This is a genomic window from Nocardia sp. NPDC060220, from assembly GCF_042727815.1.
Lineage (GTDB): Bacteria > Actinomycetota > Actinomycetes > Mycobacteriales > Mycobacteriaceae > Nocardia.
The window spans coordinates 1-11,644 of the sequence record NZ_JBHWZY010000118.1 but is presented as its reverse complement, the minus strand read 5'-3'; the positions used below and the strand labels follow the sequence as shown (position 1 = coordinate 11,644).

Annotated in this window: 14 protein-coding genes; 4 read left to right on the top strand and 10 right to left on the bottom strand. The window is 68.3% G+C overall.

Translation table 11 applies throughout. From position 1 onward, the window contains the following. Positions 1 to 741 (bottom strand): alpha/beta fold hydrolase (locus ACFWF3_RS08870; RefSeq protein ID WP_379313122.1); only part of this gene is annotated, 741 nt, incomplete at its 3' end. Between the two features lie 125 nt (positions 742 to 866). On the opposite strand from ACFWF3_RS08870, the gene ACFWF3_RS08865 reads away from it, so the two are divergent. Next, complete coding sequence (locus ACFWF3_RS08865; protein WP_379313121.1) at positions 867 to 1,865, top strand: GlxA family transcriptional regulator; 999 nt, start codon at positions 867 to 869, stop codon at positions 1,863 to 1,865. A 6-nt stretch (positions 1,866 to 1,871) separates the two neighbouring features. Here ACFWF3_RS08865 and ACFWF3_RS08860 read toward each other — a convergent pair whose 3' ends face one another. From ACFWF3_RS08860 to ACFWF3_RS08835, 6 genes are all read right to left on the bottom strand, one after another. Further along, positions 1,872 to 2,399, bottom strand: a complete 528-nt coding sequence (locus ACFWF3_RS08860; RefSeq protein WP_101465660.1) for a hypothetical protein — start codon at positions 2,397 to 2,399, stop codon at positions 1,872 to 1,874. A 95-nt stretch (positions 2,400 to 2,494) separates the two neighbouring features. Continuing rightward, positions 2,495 to 3,292 (bottom strand): family 1 encapsulin nanocompartment shell protein, encoded by a 798-nt coding sequence (locus tag ACFWF3_RS08855; protein ID WP_378993315.1) that lies wholly within the window; start codon positions 3,290 to 3,292, stop codon positions 2,495 to 2,497. Then, a complete protein-coding gene (locus ACFWF3_RS08850; RefSeq protein ID WP_379313120.1) occupies positions 3,293 to 4,348 on the bottom strand; it encodes a Dyp-type peroxidase in 1,056 nt (351 codons plus the stop codon). A gap of 77 nt (positions 4,349 to 4,425) precedes the next feature. Then, the gene (locus ACFWF3_RS08845; protein ID WP_101465662.1) at positions 4,426 to 4,752 is read right to left on the bottom strand and encodes a cupin domain-containing protein; all 327 of its coding nucleotides are present in this window, start codon (positions 4,750 to 4,752) and stop codon (positions 4,426 to 4,428) included. A gap of 104 nt (positions 4,753 to 4,856) precedes the next feature. After that, positions 4,857 to 5,342 (bottom strand): dihydrofolate reductase, encoded by a 486-nt coding sequence (locus tag ACFWF3_RS08840; protein WP_379313119.1) that lies wholly within the window; start codon positions 5,340 to 5,342, stop codon positions 4,857 to 4,859. After that, positions 5,339 to 6,142, bottom strand: coding sequence for a thymidylate synthase (locus ACFWF3_RS08835; protein ID WP_379313118.1), 804 nt, complete (start codon positions 6,140 to 6,142; stop codon positions 5,339 to 5,341). Before ACFWF3_RS08835 ends, ACFWF3_RS08840 begins: the two co-directional genes overlap by 4 nt. 58 nt (positions 6,143 to 6,200) lie before the next feature. On the opposite strand from ACFWF3_RS08835, the gene cobF reads away from it, so the two are divergent. Next, positions 6,201 to 6,959 carry a precorrin-6A synthase (deacetylating) gene (gene cobF, locus ACFWF3_RS08830; protein ID WP_379313117.1) on the top strand — a complete coding sequence of 253 codons (759 nt, stop codon included), beginning with the start codon at positions 6,201 to 6,203 and terminating at the stop codon, positions 6,957 to 6,959. Between the two features lie 18 nt (positions 6,960 to 6,977). Further along, a complete protein-coding gene (locus tag ACFWF3_RS08825; protein WP_378993308.1) occupies positions 6,978 to 7,847 on the top strand; it encodes an Fpg/Nei family DNA glycosylase in 870 nt (289 codons plus the stop codon). Here ACFWF3_RS08825 and ACFWF3_RS08820 read toward each other — a convergent pair. Genes ACFWF3_RS08820 through ACFWF3_RS08810 form a run of 3 tightly spaced genes read right to left on the bottom strand, consistent with a single transcriptional unit; the run spans position 7,840 to position 10,972 of the window. Then, positions 7,840 to 9,285: a dihydrolipoyl dehydrogenase family protein gene (locus tag ACFWF3_RS08820; protein ID WP_379313116.1), complete on the bottom strand. Its 1,446-nt coding sequence runs from the start codon at positions 9,283 to 9,285 to the stop codon at positions 7,840 to 7,842. The two genes, ACFWF3_RS08825 and ACFWF3_RS08820, sit on opposite strands and share 8 nt — an antisense overlap. Next, entirely contained in the window at positions 9,282 to 9,527 is a 246-nt protein-coding gene (locus tag ACFWF3_RS08815; RefSeq protein WP_101465668.1) for a DUF2630 family protein, read from the bottom strand. Before ACFWF3_RS08815 ends, ACFWF3_RS08820 begins: the two co-directional genes overlap by 4 nt. A gap of 50 nt (positions 9,528 to 9,577) precedes the next feature. Beyond that, entirely contained in the window at positions 9,578 to 10,972 is a 1,395-nt protein-coding gene (locus ACFWF3_RS08810) for a PLP-dependent aminotransferase family protein (RefSeq protein WP_379313115.1), read from the bottom strand. Positions 10,973 to 11,051: 79 nt separating this feature from the next. Here ACFWF3_RS08810 and ACFWF3_RS08805 point away from each other — a divergent pair. Next, a partial coding sequence (locus ACFWF3_RS08805) for a pyridoxamine 5'-phosphate oxidase family protein (protein WP_379313113.1) occupies positions 11,052 to 11,644 on the top strand: 593 nt, incomplete at its 3' end.

The following is an 11,644-nucleotide window of genomic DNA, read 5'->3' as shown; positions in this document are numbered from 1 at the left end:
CACCTTCAATGTCCCGTTCTCGACGAGCTCGATCGACTTCAGTGCCGCATTCGCGATCGGCACGATCTGGTCGTCGTCGCCGTGCGCGATGAAGACCGGCACCTTCAGGGCCTTCAGATCCTCGGTGAAGTCGGTCGCGGAGAACGCGGCGACACACTCGTAGGCGGCCTGGATCCCCGCGAGCATGCCCTGGCGCCAGAAGTCGTCCTGCGCGCCCTTCGAGACGACGGCGCCCTCGCGGTTGAAGCCGAAGAACGAGGGGGCGAGCTCCTGATAGAAGCTGGAGCGGTCGCTGAGCACCCCGGCGCGGATATTGTCGAACACCTCCATCGGCAGGCCGTCGGGATAGGCCTCGGTGGCGACCATGATCGGTGGGACCGCGCCGATGGTGACGACCTTGGCGACCCGGTCCACACCGTGCTGGGCGGCGTAACGCACTACTTCGCCACCTCCGGTCGAGTGCCCGACCACGATGACATCGCGCAGGTCGAGTGACTCGATCAGCTCGGCGAGATCGCGCGCGTAGGTGTCCATGTCGTTGCCCTGCCACGGCTGCGAGGAGCGGCCGTGACCGCGGCGGTCGTGTGCGATGACGCGGTAGCCCGCGTCGGCGAAGGTCTTGCGCTCCAGCGCCCACGCGTCGGAGCTCAGCGGCCAGCCGTGGCTGAACACCACAGGTCGTCCGGTGCCCCAATCGGAGAAATAGATCTCGGTGCCGTCGGTGGTGGTGAAGTAGGGCATTGTGCTGTGCTCCTGTCGGAGATGCGGACGAATAGGTTGCCCATAGTTGTCGAGCGCCGGTGCGCTGTCGCCCACCGGAACGGCCGAAGATCCCGCCATTCCGGCCGAGTATTAGATTTATCGGCATGTCCACACCCCGGAATCGCCTACGTCACAGCGCATCCAGTGGTACACGGCGTATCGGGTTTCTCCTGTTCGACGGGGTGAAGGCGCTCGACTACGTCGGTCCCGCAGAGGTATTCGTCGAGGCGAATCAGTTCGCCGATGCCTACGAGATCGTGCTGATCTCGCCCACGGGCGCACCGGTGCACAGCTCGGTGGGCCAGGGAGTTGCTGTGACGACTTCCGTGGCGGACGCGCCCCCGCTCGACACGCTCGTGGTGCCCGGCAGCGAAGTGCGCCCCGCCGAGTTCGTACGTCCCGATCTGGTCGAGGCCGCTCGCGTTCTCGCGGCGCGCAGTCGTCGGGTCGTTTCCATCTGCAGTGGCGCCTTCGTGCTCGCCGAACTCGGGATGCTGGACGGCCGAAGCGCGACCACGCACTGGAAATTCGCCGCCGAGCTCGCCCGCCGGTATCCCCAGATCGACGTGCAGGCGGACCGGATCTTCGTGCGGGACAACGACATCGCGACCTCGGCGGGCGTCGCAGCGGGCATCGACCTCGCACTCGCACTGGTGGCGGACGATCTGGGCAGCGACATCGCTCGCCAGGTCGCTCAGGGGCTTCTCGTCTATCTGCAGCGTTCCGGCGGGCAGACCCAGTTCTCGACGCCCATGCGCGCCGTCGCCCTGCCGCCCGGTCCGGTGCGCGTGGTCACCGACCTGATCGCCAGGGACCCCGCCGCGCGGCACAGCGTGGTGGACCTGGCGCGATACGTCAATGTGAGCGTCCGCCACCTCACCCGCCTGTTCACCGAGGAGACCGGGCTCAGCCCGGCCGAGTACGCGGCGAATGTGCGCTTCGATCTCGCCCGGGCCGAGCTCGAAGCCGGCAGTTCGGTGAGCCGGGCCGCCTCCGGCGCGGGTTTCGCCAGCGCCGAGGCGCTACGCCGGGCCTTTGTGGCGCGGCTCGGGGTGTCGCCCTCGGACTACCGGCGCAGGTTCGAATCCGAGGCGAGTGCGTAGCGGGTCTCAGCGGGCGGTCGGCGGGGCGATCTGCCAGTGCTGGTTGAGCGCGCCCGCGATCTCGGGCAGCACGGTGATCGGGATTCGCTTGGCGCGCAGCATTTCCCGGATCTCGCTCACCTGTTCGCGCTTGCGCATGTCGTAGGCGCCGGTGACGGGGCGGATCACCGGCGGGATGGACAGCAGTACGAGCTCGTCGGCCGACTCGCCGTTCAGGTCGAGTGCCAGTGCCCAGCGGGCGTGCTCGTCGAGGGTGAAGCGGCCGGCGACGACACGGTCCCACGGCACGGTCGACGAGCGGAACGGGGTCCGCGCGTAGATGGCGTGCTCGTGCAGTTCGATGACATCACGGACGAACAGCGCGACACCCACCGCGAACCCGCCCACCGCCCCGACCAGCAGGCCGGTGATCACCCGGTTCACCCCGAACATCGCCAGGAACAACCCGACGACGCCCGTGGTGACCAGGACCGCGATCAAGCAATAGAACAGACTCCGCCTGGTGGACACCACACCGGCACGCACGACCGACATGCGGACCTCCCTCTCCAGCTCGCCGGGCCCGATGCTCGCGCCGATCGGCGAATCACGATTCGTGGCTCACCCTAGCGGTGCGCATCGCCGCGGACTCACGAGCCGAGCGACACCGCTGCCTCCGAGGTCTCGACGAGGAAGGTGAAGGTCTCCTGGAAGTACAGCTGCACCGTCTCGGCATCGTGGCTGAGGTAGCCGATCGACAGGTCCTGGCCCAGCGCGAGCTCGAAGTCGCCGCCGCGGGTGGTGAGCGCGAAACCGCCGGAGATCGCCGGCGCCCAGATGATCTCGCCATCGATCAGCCGCTCGATGTGGGTCCGGATCGGGTGACCGTGATCGGAGGTCTCGCTGACCTGGGTGTACAGCTCGGCGCTGAGCACCACCGAATACGGGCCCTGCACGCCGGCCAGGCGCAGGCCGGTGAGGGCGTGCGAGATGGCATCGGGAATGTCGACGACGTTGCTCGGCAGCGCGACGGGGGAGTTCGAGGCGGCATCGCGGATCCCGGTGATGCCCGCGGCGGCGTAGCTCTCGAAGATCGCACGGTCTTCGGCGAAGGCGATCTTCTGCGCGGCGTCCTTGAGGTTGTCGAGGTCGGCGTCGCCCGCGCCGCGCTCGATGTCGTCGAGCTCGGAGCGTTGCAGGGTGAACGGCACCCGCAGCTCGATAACCGGTTGGATCAGGCGCTGATGAGCCTGCACGCCGTCGTCGGGCGAGGCGATCGAGGTGATCCGGCCGAGGTTGCGGGCCGAGAAGTCGAAACCGTGCGGTCCCGACACGTCGACCACCCGGCGACCCGCGATATTGCGCTTGAACGTGCGGGTCGCCTCCTCCTCGATCTGCGACCAGGCTTCGCCGGTGATCGGCGCGAGTTCGCGATGCAGGTTGTTCATTCAATTACTCCTTTTCATCGTGCCGATTGCGAGGGAGCCGTCCGAGCGAGCGGCTGCCGCCGCGTTCGCACGTTCGACGGGGACGATTTCGGGCAGTGTCGCCGGCTCGATCTCGGTGGCCGCCGTGTCGGGTGCGTCGGGCAGGTCATCGAGGAAATCCACGGTGGGAGTGAAGAAGAGCGTGCCGGTCACGGCGAAAGAGAAGTCGAGGATGCGGTCGTAGGCGGCCTCGTCGGTACCGAGGAACATCCGTTCGAGCATGCGTTCGGTGACGCTCGGGGTGGCGGCGTAGGCCACGTAGTAGGTGCCGAACTCGCCGGTGCCGATGGTGCCGAACGGCATATTGGCGCGCACGATCTGGCGTTCGGTGCCGTCGGCTTCGGTGATGGTGTTCACCGCGACGTGCGAGTCGGCGGGTTTCACGTCGTCGGGCAGTTCGTAGTCGGCGAGCTTGGTCCGCCCGATCACCCGCTCCTGTTCCTCGATCGACAGTGCGTTCCACTGGTCGAGCGGGTGGGTGTACTTCTGCACGACCACGTAGCTACCGCCGGTGAACTCGGGGTCCTCGTCGCCGATCAGCGCCGCCGAGGCCGCGCTCGGGCCCTCCGGGTTCTCGGTACCGTCGACGAAGCCGAGCAGGTCGCGCTGCTCGAAATAGCGAAAGCCGATCGTCTCGTCGACGATGGTCGCCGCGCCTTTGAGGCGAGCGCCGATCACCATGGCGAGTTCGAAGCACGGGCCCTGAGTTTCGCCTTTGATATGGAAGAACAGGTCGCCAGGGGTGGCCGGTGCGCTGTGGATCGGGCCGTTGTAACCCGGGAAATCGTGCAGCTCAGCGGGTTTCGGGCCGACGAAGAGCCGGTCCCAGGCCGCGGAGCCGATCGAGGTGACGCAGGTCAATCCTTCACCGGGCACCCGGAAACCGATCGAACGGCGCAATCCGGAGAGATCTGCCAAGAGGTCACGGACCGCGGATTCGCCACCGGAGTCGATGGTGGCGACAAGGAAAATCGCGGACGGCGTGAGTGGATCGAGGATCGGCTGTGGCTCACCCATGGCGTCCACAGTACGGCTCCGCGCCGACAGGTTTGATCAACACCTCGCGGTGTCAAGCAATTCGGGCGATCGACCTGCTATTTCGCGACGGTCAGCAAAAATGTGACGTCATCGACAGCTTTGACGCTGTGCCGGGCGCGCGGCACCACGATGAGATCGCCCGCCGAACCCTTCCACTCGTCGGTGCCCGCGATCAGCACCAGCGTGCCGGAGAGCACCTGGATGGTGGCATCGCCCGCATTGTCGTGTTCGGCCAGGCTCTGTCCCTCGGCGAGTGCGACGACCGTCTGGCGCAGCGCGTGGGTGTGGCCGCCGATGAGGGTTTGCGAACTCCGGCCGCTCGTCGACGTGGCCGCCAGCTTGAGCTGTTGACGGGCCACGGCGGTCAGCGATTTCTTGTCCATGGATCGGGCCTTTCGCAGGCATCTCGCGGGCAGGTCTTGCCAGGAGTATGCCCGACGGTGCCCACGCGTTCGGGCGTTTTGCCGCGACCGTTAGCTGTGTGTTGTCAGCCGCGGGTGTAGTGGCGAATGCGGTAGCGCAGACCGGTTTTCGAGGTCAGCCACGGGGCGTCGTCCGCATGCCATTCCGGGCCGATGACCGGGGCGAAGGCATCACCTGCCACGGTGGTGTCGACCTCGGTGACCAGCAGCGTCGTCGCCGAGGGCAGCGCGGCGCGGTAGATCTCGCCGCCGCCCGCCACCCAGGTGTCGAACTCGCCGGTCATCGTCAGCGCGTCGGGCACGGAGGCGGCGCGTTCGGCGCCGTCGGCCGCCCACTCGGACTGGCGGGTGACCACGATGTTGCGCCGGCCGGACAGCGGACGAAAGCTCGCGGGCAGCGAATCCCACGTCCGTCTGCCCATGATCACCGGGTGCCCCATGGTGGTGTCGCGGAAATTCGCCATATCCTCGGGCACCCGCCACGGAATGGTGTTGTCGACACCGATCACCCGGTCGTTCGCCTGCGCCCAGATCAGGCCGATCTGCTTCACACCGCCACCGGCGCCTTGATGCCGGGGTGATGTTTGTAATCGGACAGCTCGATGTCCTCGTAGGCGTAGTCGAACAGGCTCGTCGCCGGGCGCAGGTGCAGCGTCGGGAACGGGTAGGGCTCGCGGCTGAGCTGCTCGCGGACCTGGTCGACGTGGTTGTCGTAGATGTGCACGTCGCCGCCGGTCCAGATGAACTCGCCCGGCTCGAGCTCGGTCTGCTGGGCGACCATCAGCGTGAGCAGGGCGTAGCTGGCGATATTGAACGGCACACCGAGGAACAGGTCGGCGCTGCGCTGGTACAGCTGGCAGGACAGTTTGCCGTCGGCGACATAGAACTGGAAGAAGGCGTGGCAGGGGGCCAGTGCCATCTTGTCCAGGTCGGCCACGTTCCAGGCCGAGACGATCATCCGGCGCGAGTCGGGGTCGGTGCGCAGGGTGTGCAGCACCTGGGCGATCTGATCGATGTGGGTGCCGTCGGGGGTGGGCCACGAGCGCCACTGCACGCCGTAGACGGGGCCGAGCTCACCCTTGGCGTCGGCCCATTCGTCCCAGATGGTCACGCCGTGCTCGCGCAGCCAGGAGACATTGGAGTCGCCGCGCAGGAACCACAGCAGCTCGTAGGCGATGGACTTCATGTGGACCCGCTTGGTGGTGATCAGCGGGAAGGACTCGGCCAGGTCGTAGCGCAGCTGGTGACCGAAGATGCTGCGGGTTCCGGTGCCGGTGCGATCGGCTTTTGGCGTGCCTCGCTCCAGCACGTGCCGGAGCAGATCCTCGTACTGCGTATCAGGGGTGGCCACGTCTCGCGATTCTACGGGGGTCGGCTCGGCGGATCGGCACCTGGCAAGCTCTTCGGCTATGCGCAAGCTCTACGTGATCGGCATCGGCGCCGGCGACCCCGACCAGGTGACGGTGCAGGCGATCAAGGCCATGCGAAAGGCCGAAGCCTTCTTCGTGATCGGCAAGGGCACCGAGAAACAGGAACTGGTCGACGTGCGTACCACGATCCTGGCCGAACACGTGGACACGCCGCATCGGATCATCGAGATCACCGATCCGCCGCGTGAGCGCACTCCCGCCGACTACGCCGGTGTCGTCGTGGATTGGCACGAACGGCGCTCCGAACTCCTCGAAGCCGCGTTCGACCAGGTGGACGGCGTCGGCGCGATCCTCGTGTGGGGAGATCCGGCGCTCTACGACAGCACCCTGCGCATGGTCGAGCACGTGCTGGGGCGCGGGCGCGCCGACTTCGACTACGAGGTGATCCCCGGCGTCACCAGCATCGCCGCGCTGGCCGCCCGGCACCGCATGGTGCTGCACCGGATCGGTGAGCCCGTCCACGTCACGACGGGGCGCAGACTGCGCGAAGAAGGGCTCGGACCCGGATCGACCGTGGTGATGCTGGACGGTGAATGCTCGTTCACCGAGGTTCGTGGCGACGACATCCATATCTGGTGGGGCGCCTACCTCGGCATGCCCGACGAAATCCTGATCGAAGGCGCTCTGCGCGAAGTCGAAAGCCGCATCGTGGCCCGCCGCGCGGAACTGCGCGCGGAAAAAGGCTGGATCATGGATGTCTATCTGCTCCGCGACGGATCCCGCGCCGACGCACGATGAATAGCTAAACTGGCAACCGTGCCCGAACTGCCGGAAATAGAGGCGTTGGCGCAGTTCCTTCGGGATCATGCCGTCGGCGCTGTGGTCGGCCGTGTGGACGTGGCGGCGTTGAGCGCGGTGAAGACGTTCGATCCGCCGGTCACCGCGTTGTCCGGCCGCGATGTCACCGGTGCGGGACGGTGGGGGAAATTCCTCGGAATGGATTGTGGCGGACTGTGGCTGATCACCCATTTGTCGCGCGGCGGATGGTTGCGCTGGGTCGATGAGCCGAATCCGTTGCCACCCAAGCCGGGCGGTAAGAGCCCGCTGGCGCTGCGCGTGCATTTCTTCACGCCCGAGGGCGCCACACCCGCGATCGACCTGACCGAGGCGGGGACGAAGAAACGGCTGGCGGTGTATGTCGTCGAGGATCCGATGCTGGTGCCGGGGATCGCGCGGCTCGGACCCGACGCGCTCGGACTGACCGAGGACGAATTCGCCGCGCTGCTGAAAAGTACATCGCAGCGAATCAAGACCGCGATCGTGGATCAGACTCTGATCGCCGGAATCGGCAATGCCTATTCCGACGAGATTCTGCACACCGCGAAGATCTCCCCGTTCGCGAACACCAGAACGATGTCCGCGGAGAAGGTTTCGCACTTGTACACCGCGATGCGCACGGTGCTGCTCGACGCGGTCGATCGTTCGGTGGGACAGGACGCGGCCCGATTGAAGGGCGAGAAGCGTTCGGGCATGCGGGTGCACGCCAGAACCGGCCAGGCGTGCCCGGTGTGCGGTGACACCGTGCGTGAGGTGTCCTACGCGGAGCGGTCCTTCCAGTACTGCGCCACCTGCCAGACCGGCGGCAAGGTGCTCGCCGACCGGCGGATGTCGCGGCTGCTCAAATAGTCTTCTCGCGCCAGGCTTCCAGCAGCCGGAGCCAGAATTCGCTGACGGCGGGAAAGGCGGGCACCGCGTTCCACAGCGTCTCCATGGGCACCCGTCCCACCACCGCGATGGTGGCCGCGTGCAACTGCTCGCCCATATCGGGGCCGACGAAGGTAGCACCGAGAATACGGTCGGCGGCGGTATCGATCACGAGTTTCGCGCGGCCGTGGAAGTCGTCACGCGAGAGCGCGGTCCCGGCGACGGCGATGTCGAGCTCGACGGTGTCCACCGCGTGTCCGGCGGTGCGCGCCTCGTGTTCGGTGAGGCCCACGGAGGCGAGTTCCGGTGCGGTGTAGACGACTTGGGGCACCTGCTGATGGTCGGCGCTCGCGGTGAACCGCGAGCCGACGAGTGGCTTGCCCTCCGCGCGGGCGGCGATCACGTCACCGCACACCCTGGCCTGGTACTTGCCCATATGTGTCAGCGCCACACGATGATTCACGTCGCCGACGGCGTAGAGCCAGTCGCCGGACACCGCACGTGCGGTCAGCTGATCGTCGACCTCGACATAGCCGACGGGCAGCCCCACCGCGTCGAGGCCGAGATTCGCGGTGGCGGGGCTGCGGCCGGTGGCGACGACGAGTTCGTCGACCTCGAGTTCGCCGTCGCCGAGCACCAGGGTGACCGGACCGCCGTGGAGGCGGCCGACGCCGGTGTCCTCGGGATCGCGGCGCGAGACCAGTAACGGCTCGGTGTGGAACCGCACCTCGACGATTCCGGTGTCACGCAAGCCCCGCAGCACCAGCTCGGACGCGAACGATTCGCTGCGCGGCAGCAGGCGGTCACCCCGGACCAGCAGGGTCACCTCCTCGGCGCCGAGTTCGGCCAGCCAGGTCGCCGTTTCGCAGGCGACGACACCGCCGCCGATGATGGCGACCCGGCGCGGGACGACGGTCAGGTTGGTGGCGTCGCGGGAGGTCCACGGCAGCGCCTCGCGCACGCCCTGAATGTCGGGGATGGTGGCGGTGGTGCCGGTCGCCAGGACGACGGCGTGCCGGGCCCGCAAGCGCTTCACGCCGTCGTCGGTGGTTACCTCGACGAGTCGTTCGCCGACCAGACGGCCGGCCCCGCGGACGGTGTCGATGCCGGTCGATTTCGCCCACTCCACCTGGGAACTGTCGTCGCGGTCGTGCACGAAGGCGTCGCGGCGGGCGAGGATGTCGGCCACCTGCGGGCCGCTCGCGCTCACCCCCGGCATCGCCTCGCCGAGGTCGAGTACGGCACCGGGGCGCAGCAGTGCCTTGCTGGGAATGCACGCCCAGTAGCTGCATTCGCCGCCGAACAGTTCCCGCTCGACCAGGGCGGCGGTGCGGTCGCTGCCCGCGATGGCGTAGGCGGCGGCGTTCTCACCCGCCGGGCCCGCGCCGATGACGATGACGTCGTACTCGAGCTCGGTCACTGCAGATAGCCCTCGACCTCACGGGGGGAACGCAGCCCGGTGTCCTCGGGAGATTCGCCGGAGCCGCTGCGGGCGCGCCGCTGCCGCAACAGATCCCAGGCCTGATCGAGCATCACTTCCAGTTCGGCCAGCTGCTTGCGTTCTGCTACCGGGTCGATCTCGCCCGCGGTGGCCTTGGCTCGCAGCGAGTGCTCGTCGTCGACCAGCTGTTTGATCCGCGCCAGAATGTCCTGATCGGTCATGCTCTCACCACTTCGATAGTCGGAGGGGTCGTGCCGGTTCCTGGTCCATGCTACGACCGCGCGGGTCCGGCGGGGCGTGCTGCTTCGGCGAGGCAGCAGGCCGCGATGGGCATGGCGCGGGCGAGGTCGGTGCTGTTCAGCGCGGTATAGCCGATGGCGACGCCGAAGCGGTGTGGTTCGCCGAGGTGGTGGCGGGCCAGACCGTCGAGCAGGACGCCGCGGGCGCGGGCGGCGTCGACGGCGTGGCGCTCGGCGGCGGGACCGGGGAGTTCGACGACGACGTGGGAGCCCGCGTCGTCGCCGATGACGGGGAGCCCGCGGCGGGTGAGCGCGTCGACGACCAGGGCGCGTCGTGGCGGGACGACTCTGCGGAGCCGGCGCAGGTGCCGGGACAGGTCGCCGTGGCGGGCGAATTCGCTGAGGATCCGTTGCCCGGCGGGGCTCGGGGAACTGCCGATCTCCGCGCGATGGGCCAGCACCGCGTCGGTGATGTCGGGGCGGGCGACGAGCCAGCCCACGCCGAGGGTGGTGGCGATGATCTTGCTGGTGGTGCCGAGATGGACGACGACATCCGGCGCCATCGCCGCGAGCAGTGGTAATGGTGCTGTGTCGTAACGCAATTCGCCGTCGTAGTCGTCTTCGATGATGAAAGCGCCCGTTCTTCTCGCGAATTCGATGAGCTCGACCCGGCGCGCCGCGGGCATCATCGCACCGATCGGGAACTGGTGTGCCGGTGTGCAATACACCGCGCGGACCCCGGGCGGAATCCGATCCACACACAAACCCCCGGCGTCGACGGGCGCCGGCAGCACCTCGATGCCCACGGCTCGCAGCGCGCCGACCGCGCGTAGGTAGCCGGGATCCTCGATGGCGACGGTGTCGCCGGGACGAAGCAGCGCGGTGGCGAGCTCACCCACCGCCGCGCTGGTACCGGCGGTGGCCAGCACCACCGATCCGGCGCCTGCCGCCAGTCCTCGATGGCGCAGGAGGTGATCGGCGACCGCCGCCCGGAAGTCCGGTTCGCCCGCACGGTTCTTGCGGGCCTCGGGAGCTTGGTCGCCGGCCGCCCGCCACGCGCGGCGCCAGGCGGCGGAGTCGACCGCCTCGGCGCACGGGGCGCCCGGACCCAGATCGAGCAGGCCCGCGTCGGGATCGGCACCGTGGCCCGCGCCGGTGGACGGTGGCGCGGTGGCGGGGGCGGTGCTGAGGTAGGTGCCGGAGCCGTGTTTGCCGGTGAGCCAGCCTTCCGCGTGCAATTGGTCGTAGGCGCCCGCCACCACCGCCCGGCTCACGCCGAGCCGTTGTGCCAGGGCGCGCGAGGACGGTAGACGGTCGCCGATGCGCAGCACCCGATCGGTCGCCGCGGCGCGCAGGGCATCGGCCACCTGCACCGACAGCGGTTCGGGGGCGGTGCGGTCGAGCGGGATCGGAAGGTCGTCGAGCATCGTCCACCTGGAATTGGCCTGTTGAAATTCTGTTGGATTGGACCTACGCGTAGTCCACTTCTTCGGCGAAGCTCATCTTATGAGCACGTACGACGTCAACCGCAACCCCCTGTCACCGACCCCGCGCACCACGCTGACGCGCTCCAAGGAACGCGGCGCCACCGACCGCGCGGCGCTGGACGCGGTGCTCGACGCGGGCCTGGTCTGCCACCTCGGCGTGCTGCTCGGTGGCTCGCCCGTGGCGCTGCCCACCATCTACGGTCGCGTCGGCGACACCCTCTACCTGCACGGATCCACCGGCGCGGGCAATATGCGCGCCGCGATCGACACCGACATCTGCCTGACGGTGACCCACGTCGACGGGCTGGTGTACGCGCGCTCGGCGATGCACTTCTCGATGAACTACCGCTGCGCGGTAGTCCGGGGCAGGGCGGTGCTGGTCACCGATGAGGCCGAGCGCGACAACGCGCTGCGGGTGATCGTCGAGCACGCCGCGCCCGGAGCCTGGGATCGGGTGCGCCCGCCCAACCGCAAGGAGATGGCGGCGACGATGGTGCTCGCGCTCGACCTCACCGAGGCCTCGGTGAAGGTGCGCTCGGGCGGGCCGAACGACGACGAGGGCGACATCGCGACCGGCGGTGTGTGGGCGGGCGTATTGCCGCTGCGACAGGT

What these genes read in the sequence shown, in the direction of transcription:
- ACFWF3_RS08855 (WP_378993315.1), bottom strand. Translation starts at nt 3,292, where the DNA reads ATGAACAACCTGCATCGCGAACTCGCGCCGATCACCGGCGAAGCCTGG.
- cobF (WP_379313117.1), top strand. Translation starts at nt 6,201, where the DNA reads ATGCGCAAGCTCTACGTGATCGGCATCGGCGCCGGCGACCCCGACCAG.
- ACFWF3_RS08815 (WP_101465668.1), bottom strand. Translation starts at nt 9,527, where the DNA reads ATGACCGATCAGGACATTCTGGCGCGGATCAAACAGCTGGTCGACGAC.
- ACFWF3_RS08845 (WP_101465662.1), bottom strand. Translation starts at nt 4,752, where the DNA reads ATGGACAAGAAATCGCTGACCGCCGTGGCCCGTCAACAGCTCAAGCTG.
- ACFWF3_RS08810 (WP_379313115.1), bottom strand. Translation starts at nt 10,972, where the DNA reads ATGCTCGACGACCTTCCGATCCCGCTCGACCGCACCGCCCCCGAACCG.
- ACFWF3_RS08860 (WP_101465660.1), bottom strand. Translation starts at nt 2,399, where the DNA reads ATGTCGGTCGTGCGTGCCGGTGTGGTGTCCACCAGGCGGAGTCTGTTC.
- ACFWF3_RS08865 (WP_379313121.1), top strand. Translation starts at nt 867, where the DNA reads ATGTCCACACCCCGGAATCGCCTACGTCACAGCGCATCCAGTGGTACA.
- ACFWF3_RS08850 (WP_379313120.1), bottom strand. Translation starts at nt 4,348, where the DNA reads ATGGGTGAGCCACAGCCGATCCTCGATCCACTCACGCCGTCCGCGATT.